20 protein-coding genes, 1 pseudogene and 1 riboswitch are annotated in these 25,437 nt (G+C 38.8%); all 21 genes and pseudogenes read left to right on the forward strand.

The features are described from left to right. Nucleotides 1–3 precede the first annotated feature (3 nt). On the forward strand, nt 4–1,254 hold the full coding sequence (yfmF, locus tag BMW30_RS01010) for an EF-P 5-aminopentanol modification-associated protein YfmF (protein ID WP_091473004.1): 1,251 nt from the start codon (nt 4–6) through the stop codon (nt 1,252–1,254). After that, entirely contained in the window at nt 1,244–2,527 is a 1,284-nt protein-coding gene (gene yfmH, locus BMW30_RS01015) for an EF-P 5-aminopentanol modification-associated protein YfmH (protein WP_091473007.1), read from the forward strand. Before yfmF ends, yfmH begins: the two co-directional genes overlap by 11 nt. Next, the gene (locus tag BMW30_RS01020) at nt 2,520–3,206 is read left to right on the forward strand and encodes an SDR family NAD(P)-dependent oxidoreductase (RefSeq protein ID WP_091473010.1); all 687 of its coding nucleotides are present in this window, start codon (nt 2,520–2,522) and stop codon (nt 3,204–3,206) included. The genes yfmH and BMW30_RS01020 overlap by 8 nt, the downstream gene beginning before the upstream one ends. Further along, complete coding sequence (locus BMW30_RS01025) at nt 3,203–4,024, forward strand: DUF3388 domain-containing protein (protein ID WP_091473013.1); 822 nt, start codon at nt 3,203–3,205, stop codon at nt 4,022–4,024. Before BMW30_RS01020 ends, BMW30_RS01025 begins: the two co-directional genes overlap by 4 nt. Then, nucleotides 4,025–4,477: a helix-turn-helix domain-containing protein gene (locus BMW30_RS01030; protein WP_091473016.1), complete on the forward strand. Its 453-nt coding sequence runs from the start codon at nt 4,025–4,027 to the stop codon at nt 4,475–4,477. After that, entirely contained in the window at nt 4,474–5,073 is a 600-nt protein-coding gene (pgsA, locus tag BMW30_RS01035; RefSeq protein ID WP_091473019.1) for a CDP-diacylglycerol--glycerol-3-phosphate 3-phosphatidyltransferase, read from the forward strand. Before BMW30_RS01030 ends, pgsA begins: the two co-directional genes overlap by 4 nt. A gap of 161 nt (nt 5,074–5,234) precedes the next feature. Then, nucleotides 5,235–6,299, forward strand: coding sequence for a recombinase RecA (gene recA, locus BMW30_RS01040; RefSeq protein WP_091473023.1), 1,065 nt, complete (start codon nt 5,235–5,237; stop codon nt 6,297–6,299). Nucleotides 6,300–6,424: 125 nt separating this feature from the next. Beyond that, nucleotides 6,425–7,984, forward strand: coding sequence for a ribonuclease Y (gene rny, locus BMW30_RS01045; protein WP_091473025.1), 1,560 nt, complete (start codon nt 6,425–6,427; stop codon nt 7,982–7,984). Nucleotides 7,985–8,238: 254 nt separating this feature from the next. Next, nucleotides 8,239–8,997 carry a TIGR00282 family metallophosphoesterase gene (locus BMW30_RS01050; protein ID WP_091473027.1) on the forward strand — a complete coding sequence of 253 codons (759 nt, stop codon included), beginning with the start codon at nt 8,239–8,241 and terminating at the stop codon, nt 8,995–8,997. Between the two features lie 72 nt (nt 8,998–9,069). Further along, nucleotides 9,070–10,797: a 2-oxoacid:acceptor oxidoreductase subunit alpha gene (locus BMW30_RS01055; protein ID WP_091473030.1), complete on the forward strand. Its 1,728-nt coding sequence runs from the start codon at nt 9,070–9,072 to the stop codon at nt 10,795–10,797. A gap of 15 nt (nt 10,798–10,812) precedes the next feature. Then, entirely contained in the window at nt 10,813–11,679 is an 867-nt protein-coding gene (locus BMW30_RS01060) for a 2-oxoacid:ferredoxin oxidoreductase subunit beta (RefSeq protein ID WP_091473032.1), read from the forward strand. A 233-nt stretch (nt 11,680–11,912) separates the two neighbouring features. Continuing rightward, nucleotides 11,913–13,589, forward strand: a complete 1,677-nt coding sequence (locus BMW30_RS01065; protein ID WP_245705604.1) for an ABC transporter ATP-binding protein — start codon at nt 11,913–11,915, stop codon at nt 13,587–13,589. Beyond that, nucleotides 13,582–15,426, forward strand: a complete 1,845-nt coding sequence (locus tag BMW30_RS01070; protein WP_091473036.1) for an ABC transporter ATP-binding protein — start codon at nt 13,582–13,584, stop codon at nt 15,424–15,426. Before BMW30_RS01065 ends, BMW30_RS01070 begins: the two co-directional genes overlap by 8 nt. A 62-nt stretch (nt 15,427–15,488) precedes the next feature. Next, a riboswitch (TPP riboswitch) is annotated at nt 15,489–15,579 on the forward strand. 77 nt (nt 15,580–15,656) lie between these two features. Further along, nucleotides 15,657–16,235: an ECF transporter S component gene (locus BMW30_RS01075; protein WP_091473038.1), complete on the forward strand. Its 579-nt coding sequence runs from the start codon at nt 15,657–15,659 to the stop codon at nt 16,233–16,235. Further along, nucleotides 16,235–17,638, forward strand: coding sequence for an ABC transporter ATP-binding protein (locus tag BMW30_RS01080; RefSeq protein WP_091473039.1), 1,404 nt, complete (start codon nt 16,235–16,237; stop codon nt 17,636–17,638). Before BMW30_RS01075 ends, BMW30_RS01080 begins: the two co-directional genes overlap by 1 nt. Continuing rightward, a complete protein-coding gene (locus tag BMW30_RS01085; protein WP_091473042.1) occupies nt 17,631–18,425 on the forward strand; it encodes an energy-coupling factor transporter transmembrane component T family protein in 795 nt (264 codons plus the stop codon). Before BMW30_RS01080 ends, BMW30_RS01085 begins: the two co-directional genes overlap by 8 nt. Before the next feature lie 75 nt (nt 18,426–18,500). Further along, the gene (miaB, locus tag BMW30_RS01090; protein ID WP_091473045.1) at nt 18,501–20,033 is read left to right on the forward strand and encodes a tRNA (N6-isopentenyl adenosine(37)-C2)-methylthiotransferase MiaB; all 1,533 of its coding nucleotides are present in this window, start codon (nt 18,501–18,503) and stop codon (nt 20,031–20,033) included. Then, on the forward strand, nt 20,033–20,461 hold the full coding sequence (locus BMW30_RS01095) for a YlbF/YmcA family competence regulator (protein WP_091473047.1): 429 nt from the start codon (nt 20,033–20,035) through the stop codon (nt 20,459–20,461). The genes miaB and BMW30_RS01095 overlap by 1 nt, the downstream gene beginning before the upstream one ends. An 879-nt stretch (nt 20,462–21,340) precedes the next feature. After that, nucleotides 21,341–22,358: pseudogene (locus tag BMW30_RS01100) on the forward strand (DUF2332 domain-containing protein). Nucleotides 22,359–22,580: 222 nt separating this feature from the next. Next, a complete protein-coding gene (locus BMW30_RS01105; protein WP_091473050.1) occupies nt 22,581–22,814 on the forward strand; it encodes a hypothetical protein in 234 nt (77 codons plus the stop codon). Nucleotides 22,815–22,915: 101 nt separating this feature from the next. Continuing rightward, nucleotides 22,916–25,435, forward strand: coding sequence for a DNA mismatch repair protein MutS (mutS, locus tag BMW30_RS01110; RefSeq protein ID WP_091473052.1), 2,520 nt, complete (start codon nt 22,916–22,918; stop codon nt 25,433–25,435). Nucleotides 25,436–25,437 lie beyond the last annotated feature (2 nt).

Here is a 25,437-nt window from a genome sequence, read left to right on the forward strand (position 1 = left end):
TAGATGACAGACAAAGATACAAATCATATACCAACACGTGTGATCAGCACTAAAAAGTTTAAGACGGTGATGATCAGCGTGAATTTTAAATCAAAACTGGATGAATCACGTCTGGCTGCACGTAATTTATTATCAAAAATGATGATAAAAAGAACTAAAAATCATCCATCAGAAGTCGCCTTACTTGAATATCTAGCGAAACATTATGGCGCACATCTTTCGAGTTCCACATCAAAGCGAGGGATTGACCACGTCGTTCAAATTCGCATGGAATTTGTTAATGAAAAGTTCGTCTTAGAAGATGTTTCCCTGTTTGATGAAATGGTCGCATTATTAAAAGATATACTGCATTCACCATCATCGTATAATGAAGAGACACAAGGTTATTTTGATCAGGAGTATCGATTATACAAAAATAGACTCACAAGTTTACTCGATAATCGCAATCAGCGTGCATATACTTCACTCGTTAATACGATGTTTAAAGATCATCCGATGCGACTGCCAGCGCACGGATCTCTGGAGTTACTTGAAGACTTAACATTGGATGACGTCAAAGAAGAACATCATCGCATGATGATGGATGATGAAGTATCAATCGTTGTTGTCGGTGATGTTGACGCATCTGTACAGTCTAAGTTCGATGGATTATTCACACGACATGGTGCGGTTTACCTGTCGAATAAGTCATTTACGTTAGAGACGCCCGAAAAGGTGACACACACGACCGACACGATGGATATTGAGCAGTCGAAATTAATACTCGGGTTTACTGTCGCGGCTAAAGATAAAACAGAACGCATAAATCTTAACGCAATGAATCGAATATTAGGTGGCTCCACGAATAGTTACTTATTTACAAATGTTCGTGAACGCATGAGTCTATGCTACCAAATCGGTTCGAACATGGATGCGAAGAATGGATTTATGTACATTTTAGCTGGTGTAGATCATAACAATGTCGATGTTGCAAAAGAAGCAATTTTAAAAGAATTCGAACGCATTAGAAGTGGAGATATTACAGATGAGTATCTCGATGAAATTAAACTGATGATGCGTGTCAATCGTCAAGAAATTGAAGATCGACCAAGAGGATTAATGAGCATTGCATATACTGAGTTGATTACAGGCAAAAAATCGGATTATGAAGCATTGTTAAAACTCGTGACGAAGGAAAACATCGTAGCAGTGGCGAATCGCGTTACACTTGACACAATTCATGTATTGACTGGAGGTGCTGAAGATGCAAATTAAACACTATGAGACTTTGGATGAAACAGTTGTACATCATCAATGCGACAACGGTTTAGAAGTGATTTTCGTATTGAAACCAGGATTCAACAAAAAATTTGTGAGCTATACAACGAAGTACGGATCGCTGGATGATCACTTTATCGTCAATGGGGAAGAAGTGCGTGTGCCAGACGGAATTGCACACTTCCTCGAACATAAGATGTTTGAAAAAGAAGATGGTGACGTCTTCACACAATTTGGCCAAAATGGTGCCAATGCGAATGCATATACATCATATGACCGCACGTCCTACATTTTCAGTACGACGACTGAATTGTATGCCAATTTAAAAACGCTGATGAATATGGTTGAGCAACCATACTTTACTGCTGAAACTGTTGAAAAAGAAGTGGGTATCATCGATGAAGAGTTAAAGATGTATTTAGATGACCCAGACTATCGTTCGTATATGGAGTTACTCAAGTCAATGTATCAAGACTCTCCACTCCGAGTAGATATCGGCGGTACGTCTGAGTCGATTAAACAGATTACACATGAACATTTATACATGTGTCATGAGACGTTTTATCACCCGTCTAATATGGTCATTACAATCGTTGGAGATTTAGATTACGAAGAAGCGATTCAATTTATAGAAGAGCATCAGAATGCACGTGGAATAAATAATAATCATACGATTGAACGCATTGTGCCAACAGAGCAACGACAAATTGTGCGACCATATACTGAGTTACGACTTGATGTCAACACGACGAAAGTGAAAATTGGTTATAAGGGTGAAAGTGACAGTTTATCTCCGCGCGAGCGCATGAAAAAAGATTTAAGTATGTTGCTTGCACTAGATATCGTCTTCGGTGAACAATCAAATTACTTTTATGAATTACAAGATAAAGGACTTGTCGACGACTCGTTCGATTTCGCACATTCGGAAGAAGCTTCATTTTCGTTTACGATGTTTGCCGTTAATACAAATGATGATGAATTATTCGTACAAGCAATCGATGATATTATTACACGTGTAAAAGATACACAGTTCTTTACAGATGAGCAGTTGATGTTGAAAAAGCGTGAAATCATTGGCGATTACTTATCGAGCTTGAATTCACCTGAATATATTTCGAGTCAGTATACGAAGTATTATATTGATGGTATGAACTTATACGAATTACTTGATGTGATCGATGAGATTACTGTTGAAGACTTAGCAACACTGTTCGGTACAATGCTCGACAAACAATATCAATCCGTCAGTGTCGTAAAACCAAATGTCTAACATTCTCATCGTTGGTAGTACCGGTGTCATCGGTAAGGAAATCACCCGTTCACTCAGCGATCATACGTTGTATACTGTATCTAGAAACACGCGACCTGACAGCTTAGAGAATCATTTCTTTTTAGATTTGTCACGTGAGTTAAGTGATGACGAGATTGAAGACTTTGCTGCCAATATCGAATCACTTGATGCAATTGTTTGGTCACCGGGCGTACAGTTAGTTACGCTATTTGATGAGATGTCAGTAGAAGCGCTGGATATTCAGTATTATTTATCGGTTCGCAATTTAACAGTGATTACGCAAGCACTGTTACCTAAGTTAAAAAATAGTATGCACGGACGCATCATCGTTATCTCTTCAATATGGGGTGAAGCGGGTGCGTCATGCGAAGTCGGTTACGCATCCATGAAAGGTGCGCAAAATGTTTGGGTAAAGTCACTAGCAAAAGAACTTGCGACGACAAACATTACGGTCAATGCAATTGCACCAGGTGCTGTAGATAGCGACATGCTCGATCAATTTGATGATGAAGACAAGGAAGCCGTGCGCCAAGAAATTCCACAATTACGATTCGTCACACCGGAAGAAGTGGCCCATGCAGTTAATTATTTACTCAGTTCACATGCACAATCTGTCACAGGTGAAATCATGAGAATTAATGGAGGCTGGTATACATGAACGATGGTACAGGATCACACCCAGACCGTAACATAGAGATGTATTTAGAGTATGAGATTATTAACAATCGACCAGGTTTACTCGGTGATTTAACTTCGCTTCTTGGTAACCTGGGAATTAGTATTAATATTATCAACGGTGTTGCAGAATTAAGACGCGGTATCATTATTCGCACAGATGATGTTAAGAAACTCACGCGTTTTAAGTACATCGTCAATCATATTCCTGATATTAAAAATCTAATTATTCGTCCACCTGAAGTGCGTGACAGACTTGCAGTACAACACGGGAAATTTATTAAGCGCGATGTTGAAGATAAAAAAGTCTTCCGTTTTACGCGCGAAGAAATCGGTGTGCTCGTTGACTTTTTAGGTGAAATTTTCAGAATGCATCCCGATGCAGTCGTCGGTGTTCGCGGTATGCCGCGTGTGGGTAAAACAGAATCGATCGTTGCAGGGAGTGTCCATGCAAAAAAGAAATGGTTATTTTTATCTTCGACGTTGCTCAAACAAACTGAACGCACGAGCTTGATTAAAGGTGAGTATGACGAGAGCTATGTCTATATCATCGATGGTGCGGTAACGATGAATTCGACAAAACAGGGGCACCGTACTCTCGTGCGAGAAATCTTGAACTATCCAGCGGTAAAAGTAATCGAACATCCCGATTTATTTATAGAAGATATGCAGTTTAGTTTTGATGATTTTGATTATATAATTGAACTAAGGGAAAATGAGGATCAGGTGATTTCTTACGAAAAGCATAAGAAAAAGCATTGGTTCCAAAATGAAGATATCGGATTTTTTGAAGGAATGTAGGTGAGTGAAGTGAAGATAGGGCAATATCTTCAAAGCAAGCGTGAGGATTCAAGTACAACGATTAAAGTATTACATGAACGCTCTGGTTTAAGACGCGATATCATTCAGAAAATTGAAGCAAATGATTTCGAAAACTTACCGAGTCCTGAACATGCAAAATTTCTCGTGACACTTTACGCCGATGCTTTGGATTTAAGTAGTGAGCGATTGATTAAAGAGCACGAAGATGAATTTCCGGATGTGGATCACCCAACTTTCATTACTGAAGCAGAAAACGCAGACCAAAAGTATTTTAAACGCGTCGTGATTACATTTATAGCGATGATTGTCGTCGTTTTTGTCATCTGGATTATTCTATTACAGATCGGCTCACAAGCGGACATATTTGAGCCACGTGCAATATATGATACTACGCAGTTAAACATCATGACACAAGGAGTAAAGATTCTATGAATATAGCTAATCAAATCACAGTCTTTCGTGTCATTCTCATCCCGATATTTTTGATTTTTGCGCTTGTCGATTTCGGTTTTGGTAACACCGAGTTTTTATGGGGTGAAGAAATTCGTATCGAACAGCTTGTCGCTGCATTCATTTTCGTCTTTGCATCACTGACAGATTTTATCGATGGGTATTTGGCTCGTAAACTAAATTTAATTACGAACATGGGTAAATTTTTAGATCCACTTGCCGACAAAGTGCTCGTTATGGCAGGGTTAATCGTCCTTGTTGAATGGCACACGATTTCTTCATGGATTGCCGTCGTCATCTTGGCACGTGAGTTTACGGTCACTGGACTGCGTATCCTACAAATTGAGCAAGGGTTTGTGAGTGCTGCTTCTCAGCTTGGTAAAGTGAAAACAACGACGCAAATGCTCGCACTGATCTTCTTATTATTCGGAGATATATTCACAGAACTATTGCCGTTTTCGCTCGGCATGCTGATGATGTATATCGCTGTATTCTTTACGATCTTATCTGGTGCTGAGTATTTCTATAAGGGTAGAAAAGTATTCACCCAAGATAAAAAGCCAAAAAAATTATTGTAGGTCGTGACATACGATTTGTACAAAATTGATGAGTTTTTCATACTAAAATGCAATTATTGCGAACAATTTTTCAATTTCTGTCGTGGGAATCGAATATATGTTCGCATTTTTATATTTTTCATGATACAATTATTTTGACTAAAGGATATGGAGGTTCATTCATGGACGAAAGACATAAAGCGATAGATACAGTTATTAAAAATATGGAAAAATCATTTGGTAAAGGTGCCGTAATGAAGCTCGGTGATGACACATCACGCAACGTATCAACGATGAGTAGTGGATCGATTACATTGGACCGTGCACTTGGTGTTGGTGGATATCCGAAAGGACGTATCATTGAAGTATATGGGCCAGAATCATCAGGTAAAACGACAGTTGCGTTACATGCAATTGCTGCTGTTCAAAAAGAAGGTGGTATCGCGGCATTTATCGACGCTGAACACGCGCTTGATCCTGTCTACGCTAAAAACTTAGGTGTAGATATTGAAAATTTATATCTCTCACAACCCGATCACGGTGAGCAAGGGTTAGAGATCGCTGAAGCATTTGTGCGCAGTGGCGCCGTAGATATCGTCGTGATTGACTCGGTTGCTGCATTGACACCGAAAGCTGAAATTGAAGGTGAGATGGGTGACACGCACGTCGGTTTACAAGCGCGCTTGATGTCACAAGCATTGCGTAAACTATCTGGTGCGATTTCTAAAAGTAATACGACGGCGATTTTTATCAACCAAATTCGTGAAAAAGTTGGCGTTATGTTTGGTAACCCTGAAGTGACTCCGGGTGGACGCGCGCTGAAGTTCTATAGTTCAGTGCGATTAGAAGTTCGACGCAGTGAAAACTTGAAACTTGGACAAGACATCGTCGGTAACCGTACAAAAATTAAAGTTGTTAAGAACAAAGTTGCACCGCCATTCAGAGTTGCAGAAGTTGATATCATGTACGGTGAAGGTATTTCTAGAACAGGTGAAGTTATCGACCTTGGTGCAGAGATGGACATCGTTCAGAAAAGCGGTGCGTGGTACTCATATAATGGAGAGCGATTAGGACAAGGTAAAGAGAAAGTTAAAGAATATCTTGCAAATAATCCAGAATTATTCGAAGAGATTAATGGCAAGTTAAGAGAAGCACTTGGTTTTACAAAAAAAGAAGAGAAAGAGACTGAACCAAACGAAGAAGGATTGGCTATGAAAGACTCTTTGTTTGAAGACGAGGACTTATAATTCATAAGCATCGGAGAATTCAACTCCGATGCTTTACTTTTTATCATTTAATCATTAATATTGATATATATAATTTTTTAATTATATTGTTTAACAATAGCTAGAAGTAGGAGGTGTTTATTGTCGTGGAAATAATAGACATTTTCTTAATACTACTTGGTGTAATTCTAGGTGTTGTAATCGGATATTTTATTGTTAAATCTAATTTGACGAAGAAGCAGCAGCAAGCGAGATCTTCTGCCGAACACATTATTAAAGAAGCAGAAAAAGAGGCAGATAATTTAAAGAAAGAAAAGCTGCTTGAAGCAAAAGAGGAAATCCAGCGTCTGAGAGATGACATGCAAGCTGATTTAGATAACAAGCGAGATGACTTGCGTATTCAAGAGTCAAGAGTCATCCAACGTGAAGAAAGTTTAGATCGTAAAAGTGAATCTCTCGATAAGAAAGATGAGGCACTGGATAACAAAGAAATTAAAATTGAAGAAAAACAGCAGTTGGTTGATGCCGAGGAAATTAAGATTAAGGAAATCATTAATTCACAACAAGAAGAACTCTCTCGCATCTCCGGACTTACGCGTGATGAAGCGCGTACTGAATTGTTTAATACGCTTGAAAAAGAACTGTCACATGATATGGCTGTACTTGTAAAAGAAAAAGAAACACAAATGAAACTGGAAGTTGACAAGAAAGCGAAAGAAATGCTCGCGATTGCTGCACAACGCTATGCAGCAGACTATACGAGCGAATCGACCGTATCGGTCGTTAACTTACCAAATGATGAAATGAAAGGGCGTATCATCGGACGTGAAGGACGTAATATCCGCACGTTAGAAACTTTAACAGGTGTCGATTTAATTATCGATGATACACCAGAAGCAGTGATACTCTCTGGATTTGACCCAATTCGACGTGCCGTTGCTAAAACAGCATTGGAAGCACTCGTCCAAGATGGTAGAATCCATCCAGGACGAATTGAAGAGATGGTGGATAAGGCGAAGCGCAATATGGAAACAGAAATTCGAGATGCAGGTGAAGCTGCTGCATTTGAATTAGACATCCATAACTTACACCCTGAGTTGATCAAACACTTAGGTCGTATGAAATACCGTTTAAGCTATGGACAAAATGTGCTTTCACATTCCGTAGAAGTCGGGTTCCTTGCCGGTTTACTTGCAGCAGAACTCGGTGAAGATGTTCAGCTCGCACGCCGTGCGGGACTACTTCATGACATCGGTAAGTCGATTGACCATGAAGTTGAAGGCTCACATGTTGAGACAGGTATTGAACTTGCTAAACGTTATAGAGAACACGACACCGTGATCAATGCGATTCATTCGCATCATGGTGATGTGGAGCCAACAAGTGTCATCTCTATCCTCGTCGCAGCAGCAGATGCACTAAGTGCTGCACGACCAGGTGCACGACGTGAAACACTTGAAAATTACGTGAAGCGCTTGAGACGATTGGAAGAAATTTCTCAAAGCTATCCAGGTGTAGAGAAAACATTCGCAATCCAAGCCGGACGTGAAGTTCGAGTCGTTGTCAAACCTGATGACATCGATGACCTTGCATCACATCGCTTAGCACGAGATATTAAAGATCAAATCGAAAAAGAACTCCAGTATCCAGGACACATAAAAGTGACAGTTGTCCGAGAAATGAGAGCAGTAGAATATGCAAAATAACCAGTAGCCCACGCTGCTGGTTTTTTTATGGTTTTTTGTGATTGGTTCTGTCTTTTTATCGTTCCAATGAGACTCGCTCATAGACACGCAGATTGATTTTCGTTCCAATGAGACTCGCTCATAGACAAACAAATGGTTCTCCACTCCAACCAAACCCCAAACTTTACTCAAATTGTAATATTATAATTTTTATCCGCACAATGTTTATAATATAATATATAATTGTGAGATTAAGTTGAAGGGACGTTCATAGCATGCGGATATTATTTGTAGGGGATGTTGTTGGAAAAATCGGCAGACGTATGGTCAACACACATCTAACTCAATTGAAAAAGGAACATCATGCTCAAGTTGCGATAGTGAATGGTGAGAACGCTGCGCACGGTAAGGGGATTACGAAAAGTACCTATAAGGAGATTCTTTCAAGTGGTGCAGACATTGTAACGCTTGGTAATCATGCGTTTGCAAAGCGTGAAGTGAACGAATGGATTGATGATGACGTGAAACTAATCCGCCCGCTCAATTATCCACCGGGCACACCGGGTAAGGGCTACAAAATCATCAACGTAAACGGCACGAAACTGATGATCATCAATTTACAAGGTCGTGCATTCATGCCAACAATCGATTGTCCATTTAGAAAAATAGATGAACTACTAGATAAAGAGCAAGCGGACATGTACATCGTTGACTTCCATTCAGAAACAACAAGTGAAGCGCTTGCGATGGGATACTACCTGGACGGGCGTGTCAACGCAGTAATCGGAACGCACACGCATGTGCAAACGAATGATGCGATGCGGTTAGATAAAGGGACGCTCTACATTACTGACGTCGGGATGACTGGATTTAACAAAGGGATTCTCGGCATTCAAAAAGACGAGGTCATCAGACGCTTCATTACAGGTTTGCCTGAGCGCCATGTTGTACCGGATGATGGTCCAGGTGTTTTATCGGCTGTCATTATTGACACTGATAAACACACGATTAAGACGATTCAAATCAATGAATAAATAGGTCTCAAGACCAATGCTTTAGAGACTTGTAAATTGCTATAGTTGTTATTGAACAGGAGGATTTTGTAAATGAAGGATCAGATTACATGGAAAGTCGGCGGACAGCAGGGTGAGGGGATAGAATCTACTGGTGAAGTATTTTCTACGACTTTAAACCGCATGGGTTATTACCTGTATAGTTATCGACATTTTTCAAGTCGTATTAAGGGTGGGCATACGAATAATAACATTCGTATTTCGACGCGTGAAGTTCGCGCTGTCGCTGATAATACAAATATATTGGTCGCATTTGACCAACAGACAATAGATGTTAATGCACATGAGCTTGTCACTGGTGGTGTCATCATTGCAGATGAGAAGTTTTCACCGACTGTGGACGATGCGCTAGATGTGGAGTTAATCGTAATACCATTTACTGAAACTGCTAAAGAGATTGGTAGTCAGTTGATGAAAAACATGGTGGCGATTGGTGCCAGTGCGAAGCTGATGGATATTAACTTAGAACATTTCTATGAAATGGTACATACGTTATTTGCACGCAAAGGTGAAGACATCGTCGAAAGTAACCGTAAAGCATTGAATGCGGGTTATGATTTGATGGCAGAAAAAGTTGGTCACCTTAATTTGGATGACTTTAAACTAAACGCACCCGATGATAAGGAAAAGTTATTCCTCATTGGTAATGACGCAATCAGCTTCGGTGCAATTAACGCAGGTGTGCGTTTTATGGCGGCTTATCCGATTACGCCAGCGAGTGAGATTATGGAGTATATGATTAAACATCTACCAAGATTCGGTGGGACAGTCATTCAAACAGAAGATGAAATCAGTGCCGTGATGATGGCAATTGGTTCGAACTATGCCGGTGGACGCAGCTTTACATCATCTGCTGGACCGGGATTATCACTCATGATGGAATCGATCGGATTATCTGGTATGACCGAAACGCCACTCGTCGTTGTTGATACGATGCGTGGAGGACCGTCGACTGGATTACCAACAAAGCAAGAGCAATCGGATATCATGCAGATGGTTTATGGTACGCATGGGGATATTCCTAAAATCGTCCTTGCACCAAGCGATGTTGAGGATGCTTTTTATACGACGATTGAAGCATTCAACCTTGCTGAAATATATCAGCTACCGGTTATCTTATTATCTGATTTGCAGATGTCACTCGGTAAACAGACATCAGATCCATTTGATCAATCAAAAGTTGAAATTAATCGTGGTAAAACTGTGTTTACAGATATGGAAGCCCACGAAACGGACTACTTCCATCGCTATGAAGATACGGAAGATGGCGTATCTAGACGACCGATTCCAGGACTTAAAAACGGGATTCACCACGTGACTGGTGTTGAACATAACCCAGACGGTACACCGAATGAAGGTGCAGAGAATCGAAAAACACAGATGGATAAAAGAATGCGTAAGCTTTCTAATCAACTGATGAAAGAACCATTTAAAGTACATGGTGATGAAGAAAGTGACGTACTTATGCTCAGCATTTTAAGTGTGAACGGTGTCGTTGATGAAGCCGTTTCAAGACTGGATGAGAAGGTAACTGTCATTCACCTGAAGCAGATCTATCCGATGCCGATTGAAAAATTACGACCTTACTTAGACGGTGCGAAGAAAATCATCGTCATTGAACATAATTACAATGGTCAGTTAACGAGTATCTTAAAGATGAATTATGCAGGCCATGAACGAATCGCTTCGATTTTAAAATATGATGGAACACCGTTTAAGCCAAATGAAGTAGTGGCAGAAATTAAAGGTATTATAAATTAAGGAAGGTAGATATAGATGGCAACATTTAAAGACTTCAGAAACCATATTAAACCGAACTGGTGCCCAGGATGTGGTGACTTTAGTATCCAAGCTGCGATTCAAAAAGCATGTGCAGCCAATGGACTAGAGCCAGAGGAACTTGCGTTAGTCACTGGAATCGGGTGTAGCGGGCGTTTGAGTGGTTATATTAAATCTTATGGATTCCACTCGACACACGGGCGTAGCTTACCTGTTGCGCAAGGGATTAAAATGGCGAACCAAGAGCTGACAGTTATCGCTTCAGGTGGTGACGGAGACGGATTTGCGATCGGTATGGGTCATACGATTCATGCATTAAAACGCAACATCGACATTACGTACATCGTCATGGATAACCAAATTTATGGACTGACAAAAGGTCAAACATCACCGACATCTGATGCTGGATTTGTTACGAAAACGACACCAGATGGCGCAAAAGAAAACCCAATTGCGCCACTTAAAGCAGCGATGGCAAGCGGTGCGACTTTTATCGCGCAAAGTTTATCGAGTGATATCAAAGGTTTAACAGCAATTATTCAAGAAGCATTAAATCATAAAGGATTTAGTTTTGTGAATGTATTTAGTCCTTGTGTAACATATAACAAGATCAATACGTATGATTGGTACAAAGAAAATATTGTAGATATTGCAGATTTAGAAGATTATGACAATGCAGACCGTGCGATTGTGTCTAAATACTTAGAGGAACATAATGGGATGTTAAAAGGTATTGTTTACCAAGATAAAGAAGCAAAATCATATGCTGAACATATCGAAAGTTACAATGACACAAACAATGTTCACGAGACACCAGAAGTGTCTGAGAATGACTTTAAAGAATTGATGGCGAGTTTTAAATAATCTTTAAATGTATTAGGACTATTACTGTAAAAGTAGTAGTCCTATTTTCTTATAAAAATTCATACTTTAGGTGCATTTTAAAATAAATTCTTCTGATTTCAATCATTAGCATATGCAATTTGTCAGAATTATGTCATAATATATTTATTACTTCGGAAATCGAAAGAAACAGGAAAGAGTTGGTCAGTTTGCTACGCATATTTAGTTACGCTTGGAAATACAAGTTTTACATAATGATTGCGTTAATTCTTATGTTTATCGAACTTGTCGTCGATTTAGTTCAACCGTTTTTTATTTCGAAAGTTATCGATGATGGTATCGTTGCACAGGATATTAACACGGTTTGGTTTTATTTAGGAGTCATGCTCTTAGTCAGTCTCATTGCATTTACTGGGGGTATATTTAACTCATACTTCTCCAGTTTTGCAGCAAATATGTTCAGTTATGACTTGAGACGTGCACTATTTAATCGAATTCAGTATTTTAGTTTAGGCACACTTTCAAAGTTCCAAACTTCGAGTTTAATCACACGACTGACGCAAGACGTCTTACAAGTCGAAATGTTACTCTACATGTCACTGCGAATCGTCTTACGTGCACCATTACTCGTATTTGGTTCACTTGCGATGGCGTTCGTCGTCAACCCAACACTCGGATTTTACTTATCAATGCTCACGCCAGTTTTACTTATTTTCTTATTTATTGTTGCGCGTTTTGGTGCAAAGATATTCATGCGCGTTCAGAAACGTATAGACCAAATCAACAGATTCATCCAACAAAATTTAGAAGCTGTTCGATTAATTAAAGCGAATGACCGCGGTGAGTTTGAATCAAATAGATTCCAAAAAGTTGCAGCGCGACTGCGTGATGACACGATGTATGCACTGCGATTAATGGAAACGATTATGCCCGTGCTACTTATCATCATGAACGGTAGTATTCTTATCGTCATCTGGTTCGCCTCAGACATGTTACAAAACAACGCGGTACAAGTCGGTGAAGTTGTCGCCGTAATTAACTATGGTCTACGTATGCAGAACGGGTTTGGTATGTTTGCATTCATCATAATGGCATTCTCACGTGCGAAAGCATCGTCAGATCGTATGAATGAAGTGTTAGATGCGCCGATTAACACGGACGATAAAACACCAACGTTAATCGAAGATACTGCAGGAACAGTTGAATTTAACAATGTATCATTTAGATATCCAGGCACGAAGAAGGAAGTCCTTAAAAATATTACGTTTAGGATTAATCCAAATGAGAAATTCGTTATCATGGGTGGTACTGGTGCCGGTAAATCGACCTTGCTGAGCTTAATACCACGCATGTATAAGACGACGGAAGGTTCGGTCATCGTCAATGACAAAAATGTTGAAGACTGGAATGAAGATGATCTTCGCCAGACGATAGGTTATGTACCACAATCTTCAACATTATTCTCAGGTAGTATTTATGAGAACTTGTTATGGGGAGATTTAGAAGCGCTTGAAGAAGATGTGATGGTCGCAACGCAACGCGCGCAAATACATGATAATATTAAAAACTTTGATAACCAATATCGCACAATTGTCGGTCAGCGTGGCGTCACACTTTCTGGTGGTCAGAAACAACGTCTGTCAATCGCACGTGCGCTCGTTAGAAAACCATCGATTTTAATATTAGATGATAGTACATCTGCACTCGATATAAAAACTGAAAACGCATTGTGGGAAGCATTAAAAGATTTAAACGCAACGCGAGTTATCGTGACTCAAAAAGTGATTACAGCGAAAACAGCAGATCGTATTCTCCTTCTAGATAAAGGTGAAATCAGCGCCATCGGTTCTCATGATGAGTTGATGAACACATCTAAGCTCTATCAAGAAATTGTTGAATCACAGAGCAAAGGAGGTAGTTTCGATGATTAAGTTTTTCAATGAACCATTCGGATTCAAAAAGATTTTGACGAAAGAAGAAATTAAGGGAAATGTGACGAGAATGGATCGTCACGGTAGACCAATCGATCAAAAAGCAAATGATATATGGGGCACGTTAAAACGTCTTTGGAAGTTTATCTCGCATGAACGCATATTGTTACTCTTCATCGTAATATTTGTCATCGGGGTTGCATTACTCAGTATTGCTGGACCATTTTTAGTCGGTCACATCGTTGATAACTATTTTATTGCAGGTGAAATGGATGGATTAATGACGATTCTCCTCATCTTACTGGCAATTTATATCGGTCATGCAATCTCCCAATATGTGGCGAGTTTTACGATGGTCGGACTCGCACAAAGAACTGTATATCGCATGCGGGAACGCTTGTTCTCACACATGCAAGTACTCTCTGTTCGATTTTTTGATAAGCGACAGCATGGGGAATTAATGAGCCGTATGACGAATGATATTGAGACGATATCACAAACGTTAAACTCTTCATTTATACAGTTTACATTAAGTATCGTGACTCTAATCGGTACAGTTTCAGTAATGATTTATTTAAGTCCGCTCTTGACAGTCGTTACACTGACAATTATTCCGTTATTGTTCATCGGTATTCGATTTGTTACAAGTCGTACAGGTCCACTTTATAAGAAACGACAACAACGTACAGGTGAGTTAAACGGCTATATTGAAGAGATTGTTTCTGGGCAAGAAATTGTTAAAGTATTCTCACAAGAAGAAACAGCTATTAAAGATTTTGATGAAAAGGCAGCCAACTTACGAGATACAACATTCTGGGCATTCTTATATGCAGGGATGATTCCTAAGATTATGAACATGTTAAACAACTTAGGATTTACTCTTGTTGCTGGTGTCGGTGGTTTACTTGTGTTTTACACGGATGGAATTGTCACAGTCGGTACGATTGTAATTTTCGCTGAGTATGCACGTCAATTTACACGTCCACTCGCAGATTTAGCCAACCAGTTTAACCAAGTTCTATCTGCGATTGCAGGTGCTGAACGCGTATTCGGTATTATCGACACAGAACCTGAGGATGATTCGGGTGAAATCGAAGAGAAAATTATCCACGGTAACATTGATTTTAAAAATGTTGTATTCAGCTATGATAAGGATCAGTCAAAACCAACGATTAACGACTTGACCTTTAATATTAAGGCTGGGGAATCCGTCGCACTAATTGGTGCAACAGGGGCAGGTAAGACGACGGTCATGCAACTGCTCGCCCGTTTCTATGAAGTAGATGGCGGTGAAATCCTTGTTGATGAGATCAATTTAAATAAATATAAGCGTTCAACTATACGTTCACAAACAGCGTTTGTACTACAAGATCCGTATCTGTTTGAAGCAAGTATTAAAGATAATATTCGCTACGGTAAACTTGATGCCACGGATGAGGAAATCATACGCGCAGCAAAATTAGCAAATGCTCATGAGTTTATTATGGAATTAGAAAACGGTTATGATACTGTTTTAGAACTTGATGAAGGTTTCGTTTCTCAAGGACAGAAACAACTGTTATCAATCGCTCGCGCATTCATTACAGACCCTGCGATATTATTACTGGATGAAGCGACAAGTAGTATCGATACGGTGACAGAGTTGAAAATTCAAGATGCGCTTGAGTCATTAATGAAAGGTCGAACGAGTATCATTATCGCGCACCGCCTAAACACGATTAAAGCAGTGGACCGTATTTTTGTTCTTGAAAATGGTGAAATGTTAGAAAGTGGAACGGAAGAGGAACTGATGGCACATGGCGGAAGATACTATGAAATGATTTCGAATAATGACTAAGTTTCATTTAAAAGTTGAAATTTTAAGTCACGATTGGTAGACTATTATATGAGATATAAATCGCATACCACTAGGGGTGCCCACACGGGCTGAGACTCACCCTTATTACCTGATCTAGATCATACTAGCGTAGGGAAGTGGCATATATTTAAGGTACCATTATATATATGCACATCACACGTTAGTGGTGTGCATTTTTGTGTCTTAATATAAAAGTGGAGGAAGTAAATTTGGCAGTTAGAAGAGGGTTAACGTTAACAGATGTTTTAATAACAATCGTCATCGCGTTGGTATTTGCAGTTGTATATTCAGTGTGGGGGCCAGTGTATTCTGCACTTTCCGTCACAGGACTTCATGTTAATGAATTGATGTATGGAATGTGGTTCATTGCAGCTGTAGTAGCATATCTAATAATCAGAAAGCCGGGTGTTGCAATACTTGCAGAGTTTGGTGCAGCATCAGCAGAAACAATCATTTTGTTAGAATTTAATACGACTTTGATGGTTTATGGATTAATACAAGGAATCGCATGTGAAATCGTGTTTGCTATTTTTAAATATAAATCTACAAGTGTGATGGTTGCGATGCTTGCAGGTTCTGCGGCTGCGCTATCTACTGCACCGCTCGATTGGTATTATGGTTACCTAGGACATATAGAAACTTGGAACTTGATTCTTTACTTCGGATTTAGATTGATTAGTGGTGCACTTATTGCTGGATGGTTTGCATGGGTCATTTACAAAGCCGTACAGAAGACCGGTGTGCTGAAGTTCTTGGGTGACCGACAGCAACATCACGAGGAATTATAATGTCAATAATCATTGAAAATTTGCGTTTAAAATATCCAGATGCAAAAGAAAAAATATTCGATGATTTATCGATCAAAATAGAGCAGAATGAAAAAATTTTACTCGTGGGGCCCAGTGGTTCAGGGAAGAGTACATTGCTCAATGTGATGGGTAAACTCATTCCAAAAGTCATCGATATTCCGATGAAACACGAAGTGCTAGAAACGGCAGAGAACGGTGCATTTGTATTTCAAGACCCAGATTCACAATTTACGATGCCCACGATCGCAGAAGAACTCGCGTTTATTTTAGAGAATAGAAATGTGCCCAGAGATGATATGGATGAACAGTTTGAAGCCGTGCTTCAAACTGTCGGTCTCAATGTGGATCTCAATATGCGTATTCACCAGTTAAGCGGTGGGATGAAACAAAAATTAGCCATTGCGAGCACTTTACTGCAGCAAGCGGACACATTATTTTTAGACGAACCGACGAGCATGTTAGATGCTCAGTCGGCACGTCATCTGTGGGATACGATTGTCAATGTATGGCAAGATAAGACAGTCATCATAGTAGAACATCGCGTCGAGTTTATTTGGGATATCGTCGATAGAATCGTTATGATGAATCACAACGGAGAAATTATATATATAGGTACTCCAGAAGAAACGTTAAATAAGCATATCAACCTGCTTGATGAATTTGGTATATGGCATCCTAGATCGTGGGAGAAAGCGCCGGTATTTAATAAAATTAAAGAGCAAGATGAAACTGTATTAACACTTGAAGATATGGCAGTGACACGAGGCAAAAAACAGATCGTTCATATCGATAAACTAAACATAAACAAAGGTGAATGGATCACTTTAGAAGGTGAGAATGGCAGTGGAAAGACATCGATACTACTCTCACTCATGAAGCTGATTAAGCATGAAGGTGCTGTCTATTACAAAGATAAATTCATAAAGAAAACGAAGGATTATAAAGGAAAAGTATTTCCAGTGTTTCAAAATCCTGAACTACAGTTTATGACAAATAATGTATTAAATGAAGTATCCATAAATTTTGAGCGTACACACGAAGAATTAGAAGCTAAGCAAATCGGCTTGGAATTGCTTGAACGCTTCGGGTTAGAACATTTAAAAGATTTGCATCCACTGGAAATTTCAGTCGGACAAAAACGTCGATTAAGCGTAACGACTGCCATCACACAGACGCCAGAAGTTATTCTATTTGATGAACCGACGTTTGGACTAGATCGAAACAATACATTCAAACTATTAGAACTATTTGATGAACTCGTACGTTCTGGCATCACAATCATCATGATCACGCACGATGAAGAAATTAAAAAACGCTATCCGTCAAGAAGACTTTTAATTGATAATAAGTCACTCATCGAAGTGGGTGATGTTCATGTTTGATCGCTTCAAATGGTATAGAACATTCGTTGATTCAGTCAATCCGGTCACAATGATCCTCGTCGCGACCCTAATGTTCCCGCTCGTCGTCTTTATACATAATCCAAATATCATGTTTTACCTGGCAGTACTCATGACTGTAATTCTCTTTATCTTCTCGGGGATAAAATACCATTATCTACTCGGTATGATCATCATCCTTTTACTACTCAGCACCATATCGGTGATGTACATGGTCTTTTACGGTGAAGGAGAAACAACGCTATTTCAATGGGGATTAATCCATATCACTGAGGAGAGTTTGATGCGTGGTGGCCATATATTCATGCGTGGGTTTGTCATGTCATCATTTGGCTCTTTAATTATTTTTACGACTAAAATTACTGATGTATTTTACAGCTTGATGCAACAGGTGAAATTACCACCAAAGTTTGCCTATGCATTTATGGCTGGTATTCGCATGGTACCGATTATCTTCGATGAATATTTAACACTTAGACGTACTCGACTTGTACGCGGTGCTTTAGTACCAAGAAAATATACGAGAGGTTTAACAGGGTTTATCACGTTGATTGTGACTCTGCTTTCCCAAAGTATACGCCGTGCATTTCGCTTGGGAATCGCGATGGAATCTAAAGGATTCACGAACGGACCAAGAACGTATTACTATAAGACATCACTATCAATCTATGATATGTTGTTTGTCGTGTTAATTGCCATCGTCGTCTACTTAGGATTCGTTCTCGGTGGCGCACTTCCAATATTTGAAATAGATAATGTAATTGCTTAAAACTCTTTTGAAAATATCATACAAAACCTATATACTTAATAGAAGAATTCTAGGACGTAGAAAGTAGGTTTTAAAATGAATGAAGAACAGAGAAGAGCACATTCTAAAGTAAATACGTCAAAAAAAGAAGAGAAAGACTACAGTAAATACTTTGATAATGTGTATCAGCCACCAAATTTGAAGGATGCCAAAGTGCGTGGAAAATCTGATGTTGTGCATTCGGATTTCAATATAGATGAAAAGTTTAAAGGCATGGGTAAAGGACGTAAGTTTTACATCAAAACTTACGGATGTCAAATGAACATTCACGATACAGAAATTATGGCCGGTATTTTTACAGCACTCGACTACGCGCATACGACAGATGTAAATGATGCGGATGTTATCTTGCTTAATACTTGTGCAATTCGTGAAAACGCTGAAAATAAAGTGTTTGGTGAAATTGGTAACTTAAAACACTTAAAGCTTGAGCGACCAGATGTGTTGATCGGTGTCTGCGGTTGTATGGCGCAAGAAGAATCAGTTGTGAATAAAATACTAGAATCATACCAAAACGTTGACATGATCTTTGGTACACATAATATTCACCGTCTGCCAAACATTTTAGACGAAGCATATATGTCTAATGCGAAGGTTATTGAAGTATGGTCTAAAGAAGGTGACGTCATTGAAAACTTACCAAAAGTACGAGATGGCGCAACAAAAGCATGGGTAAATATCATTTACGGTTGTGACAAGTTCTGTACATATTGCATCGTGCCGTTTACACGTGGTAAAGAACGCAGTCGTATGCCGGAAGAAATTTTATCAGAAGTAAAAGAACTTGCAGCAAATGGTTACCAAGAAATTTGTTTACTTGGACAAAACGTCAACGCGTACGGTAAAGATTTAGATATCGATTATGATCTTGGTGATCTTATGCGAGACATTTCGAAAATCGATATCCCACGCGTACGCTTTACGACATCACACCCTTGGGATTTCTCCGACAGTCTAATCGATGCACTTGCTGAAGGTGAAAATATGATGCCGCATATCCATTTACCAGTTCAGTCAGGAAATGACCAAGTCCTTAAAATCATGGGTAGGAAATATACGCGAGAAAGCTATTTAGAACTCGTGAAGAAAATCCGTGAGAGAATGCCAGATGTCGCATTAACAACAGATATCATCGTCGGATATCCAAACGAAACAGAAGAGCAGTTTTTAGATACGATTTCACTATATGAGGAAGTTGGATTTGAACATGCTTATACGTACATCTACTCACCGCGAGAAGGTACGCCAGCTGCAAAAATGAAAGATAATGTATCAGACGAAGTAAAACGAGATCGTTTACAGCGTTTGAATCGCGTGGTGACACATAATACGGCGCATGCGTTGTCTAAATTCGTAGGTGAGACAGTAGAAGTACTGTGTGAAGGTACATCTAAAAAGCGTGATGATATTTACGCGGGGTATACGGATAAGCAAAAACTTGTGAATTTTACTGCGCCAGATGATAGTGTTATAGGTAAAATAGTAAAAGTAAAAATAAATCATGCTCGAAACTATTCACTAGATGGTGAGTTTATCGAAGTGGTGAACAAAAATAAGGTGGAAATTTAATGTACTCAAAGGATGAAATCGTAAAAGAAGCAAAAGAATTAGGCCGTATGATTGCGAATACAGAGCAGGTTGAGTTTTTTAAAAAAGCAGAAGCTAAAATTCATGAAAATGAAGACGTTAGAAAAAGAATGGCGAGCTTGAAAAGCTTGCAAAAGCAAGCGGTGAACTTCCAGCAGTATGGTAAAGAAAAAGCGTTGAAGATGACAGAAGAAAAAATAGAAAAAATTCAGGATGAACTAGATGAGATGCCAATTGTGGATCAGTTTAAAGAATCCCAAACACAAGTGAATCAGATTTTACAGATGGTGTCGCACGCAATTAGTTCAACAGTGACTGAAGAAGTCATCAAATCAACAGGTGGCGACTTATTGAAGGGCCAGACTGGTGCTGAGGTGCGTAACCAGCCGAATCAGACAGAGATAAAGTAATTTAATATTGGTTTTTTGGTGCGGTTTTGGTTAAGGTTTGGTGAGGCTGCTACTTCGAGCATGAATTTGCGTACGAAGTAGCAGCTTTTTTGATTTACTGCTACTTCGGGGTTGAAAAATGGTGTGAAGTAGCAGGTTTTTTATTAATCGCTAACTCAGCCCGAAAAATTCCTTTGAGTTAGCGACTATTTAGGTTTATCGCTAACTCACGCTCGAAAAATGTGGTGAGTTGACAGGGGATTTGAATTAGTGCTAACTCAAGCACAAAAAATGGATTGAGTGATCACGGTTTCTGATTTCGTGCCAACTCAATCTCGAAAAATGTGTTGAATTGGCATGGTTTCTGATTTCGTGCTTACTCAAGCTTGAAAAATGTTGTGAGTAAGCACGGCTTTTAATTTCGTGGTAACCCGAGCCCAAAAAATGGAGTGAGTTACCACGGATTGTGATTTTGTGGTAACTCGAGCCCGAAAAATGGAGTGAGTTACCACAGATTGTGATTTCGTGGTAACTCGAGCCCGAAAAGTGGAGTGAGTTACCACAGTTTCTGATTTAGTGCTTACTTGATCCCGAAAAAAGTTGTGAGTGAGCACAGTTTAGAAAAGTGGAGTATAGTAGCATGTGTATAATTCCATCATCAGCTTCAATATGAGACAAAACGATTTTTAAATATTAAAGGGAAAAATGGGACTATATTTTAAAGTAAACAGGTAATCCGAGGGTTTTTGAAGATCTATTGGCAGTCTAGTTAAAGATTAGTATTACTCATTCTTTTAGCTTAAAAGAGTAAGTTCAAAGGTTGACTGAACGAAGATTCTATATGGAACATTAAAACCAGACAAAAGGGTGAATTATGTGGATCAGAAAGCTTTGTCTAATATGTTTAAAAGATTTTCCGAGGAAGAATGCAAAGGTACGAGTGAATTGTATGAATTTCTATCTTTACAAATAGCTTCGGATGAGCAATTACTTGAGTTATCTACTTATGTAAGTGAAGGACAGCCCAAGCCAAACATGTTATTTGGCGCTGTTCATTACTTGTTATTACAAGGTTCAAATCATCAGTTGAAAGATTATTATGAAAGTATAACTAATCCTCCAAAAAATAAGGAAGGGTCTTTTCCTTTATTTAAGGATTTTTGCCTTAAAAATAAACAAAAAATAATAAACATTGTGAAGAGTAAATTAGTGCAGACAAATGAAGTAAGACGATGTGCTTATCTTTATCCAACATTTTGTTATGCATTTAATCAAGTAAATAAACCCTTGGCTATGATTGAAATAGGGACAAGTGCAGGGCTGCAATTAATGTGGGATAAGTTTAGTTATTCATACGGAAATGATAATAAATTCGGAGATGTTAATTCAACAGTTCATATAACGGCAGAAGTTAAAGGTGAACGACCTGAAATTCCCATTTCAAGTCCACCTGTTAAAAGTAGGATTGGTGTAGATTTAAATATCATTGACTTTAATAATGATGAAGATTATAACTGGTTAAAATCACTCATTTGGCCTGAACATAAAGAGAGATTAAAGCTTTTTGATGATGCTGCTGAACTGTTAAAAAAAACACCCTCCAAATCTTATAAATGGTGACGGTGTACTATTGCTTGATAGTATCGTAAAGGAAATACCTATAGATCAAGCAATATGTGTTTTCCATACACATGTGGCTAACCAAATGCCAAAGGATATGAAAATAAATTTATTAAATAAAATTGAGAAAATAGGTTTAGAAAGAGATGTTGTTCATGTATACAATAATATTTGGGATAAATCATTACACCTTGATTATTGGATAAATGGCAAAGAAACGAAATTAATAGTCGGAGATACAGATGGCCACGGACGTTGGTTTCAATGGAAGCTAAATGATTCCTCTATCTCTAACTAAATAATTGTAAACCTAGATTTGATTTTGGTTTAAACGAGTGCGAATGTTTAACAGATATTCCTATCTATCATAACAAAACCCATATTTTCTGTGGTTTCATTTAGATTTTAATGATTAGATTGTGCACAAATTAAAATTAAAACTAGCAAGCCTTTTTTTCACTTGTTATTTTCGCCTCACAAAGTATATGATTTGGTATGACTATTATAACGAGGTGATGGGATGTTCGATTTACCAGATATCGATTGGTCCAAACTGGATTTTGAATGGCTGATTGAAGATATAGATTTGATTATTTACATGATGCAGATCATGATGATTGGTATTCCGATATTATTCATTATCATTTTAGTTTTATTTAGCTTTCTACTCATTCAGAACAACAACAAAGTATCCCGCATTGAAAAACACATGGAAGAATTGAAGGATTTATTAAAGGAAAACAACAAACGTTGATATATTTGCTACTCTCCTCAAACGGAAAGTAGCTTTTTTAATTTCACCATGAATAAATGATATAATAACAGAAAGAAATTTGTGATCGTGAGTTGAGTATAATGACGAATGTAACGCCAATGATGAAACAATATTTATCGATAAAAGACCAATATCCTGATGCACTTCTACTATTTAGACTCGGGGATTTTTACGAGTTATTTTACGAAGATGCGATTACGGCAAGCAAGGTGTTGGAAATCACGTTAACGACGCGTGATAAGAAGAAGGATCCGATCCCGATGTGTGGTGTGCCATACCATTCTGTAAAGGGTTATATTGAAAAACTAATTGACAATGGCTTTAAAGTCGCCATCTGTGAGCAAATGGAAGATCCGGCGACGACGAAAGGGATGGTTAAGCGCGAAGTTGTTCGCATTATTACGCCTGGGACGCTGATTGATGATTTCGGGATGGATGATGCGAGCAGTAACTATATTCTTTCTTTGTTTCGTTCTGATTATGGTGTAAGCATCGCTTATTCTGACATTTCGACAGGTGAGATATCGAGTTTTTTCACAACGGATTTAGATTTAGTTAAGAGTGAAATTGGACGCATTCGTCCGCGTGAGATTGTTGTGAATGATGCAAGTGAAGTGCTGTTAAAGGAGCTATTTAAGGACCCACCTTTCTATACTGTGTTCAATGAAATTGAACGATTTGAACTTGACACGTATTCAGAGATTCATGATGACGAATTATCGAATCTCTCGTTATTAATGACTTATATATACAAGCATAACATGAAGGAACTGAAACACTTTAAACCGGTTCAACAGCATAATGTGAAAGCATTTATGCAACTCAACTATGTCGCATTATCTAACTTGGAATTGATCGAGAGCTTGCAGACAAAGAAAACGAAAGGTTCTCTCTACTGGTACTTGAATCGTACGACGACACCGATGGGGAAGCGTAAGCTTAAAAAGTGGATTGAAAAACCACTGATTGATTTAAACGCAATAAAAGATCGTCATCACGTTGTGAATACATTGCTCGAGCATTTTATCGAGCGTGAGGACCTTAAAGCGTATTTGGATCATGTATATGATATCGAGCGCTTGGTCGGGCGTTTATCGTTTGGAAATGTTGATGCGAAGGACCTCGTACAATTGATGCATTCATTGGAGAAGTTGCCTGATGTAAAGACATTGCTCGATCAATTAAAGTTAACTGAGCACCATCTGTTTAATGACTTTGATCCCTTGAAAGAAGTTCATGAAGTGCTTTCTAGCAGATTGAATGAAGATGCACCGAAGACTGTGCGTGAAGGTAATATATTTAAATCTGGTTTTAATGAGGAACTGGATAGATTACGTGATATTTCTAAAAATGGTCGAGCGTATTTAGATGAGTATATTGAGGCTGAAAGAACACGTACAGGTATTCGTCAATTAAAGGTTGGATACAACAAAGTGTTCGGTTATTATATTGAGATTTCAAAAGCGAATGCACTGAATTTTGATGCGGAAGCATTTAGTTATCATCGTAAACAGACGTTGACAAATGCAGAGCGTTTCATCACGCCTGAATTAAAGGAAATGGAAGATGAAATCATCAATGCACAGGATGAGAGTGTGCGCTTAGAGTATCAGTTATTTTTAGAGCTTCGAGAGTTGATGGAGTCATATATTCAACCATTACAGATGACGGCTGAACACATTAGTACACTGGATTGCTTGATTTCATTTGCGCATGTGACGAGTGAATATCAGCTCGTAAAGCCTCGATTTGATCAGAATGTATTATCTATTGAAGATGGTCGTCACCCTGTGGTAGAGCGTGTGATTGGCCAAAATACGTATGTGCCGAATAGCATAGATATGGATAATTCGATATTTATGTATTTGATTACCGGACCGAACATGAGTGGTAAATCAACGTATATAAGACAGACTGCAATTATTAGTGTCATGGCTCAGATGGGCATGTATGTCCCTGCGAAATCTGCGACATTGCCGATATTCGATCAAATCTTTACTCGTATTGGTGCGAGTGATGATTTAGCATCGGGTAAATCGACATTTATGATTGAGATGTTAGAGGCGAATGATGCACTTCAAAACGCGACGAAGGATAGTTTGATTGTTTTTGATGAGCTCGGTCGTGGTACGAGTACGTATGACGGGATGGCACTTGCTCAAGCGATGCTCGAGTATATTCACAATAATATCGGAGCGAAAACATTGTTCTCGACACATTATCATGAGTTGACTCAACTTGATCAAACAATGTTTGGATTGAAAAATGTTCATGTAAAGGCAAGTGAACATCAAGGTAAACTTGTGTTCTTACACAAGGTGAAATCAGGAGCTGTGGAACGTAGCTATGGTGTGCATGTTGCGCGTCTTGCGGAGTTACCGGAACATGTGACAAAACGTGCAGATGAACTGTTGTTTTCTTTTGAAAAACAAGCGAAATCTAACGAGAATCAATTGTCCTTATCATTTGAAGATACGGAAACGCCAGTAGAACAATCTGAAATTGAATTGATACTAGAATCATTAGACATTAACCAACTGACACCAATCGATGCGTTAAATGAACTACAGCGATTAAAAGACAAGTTAGGTGATAATTGATA

Source organism: Aliicoccus persicus (assembly GCF_900110815.1).
GTDB lineage: Bacteria > Bacillota > Bacilli > Staphylococcales > Salinicoccaceae > Aliicoccus > Aliicoccus persicus.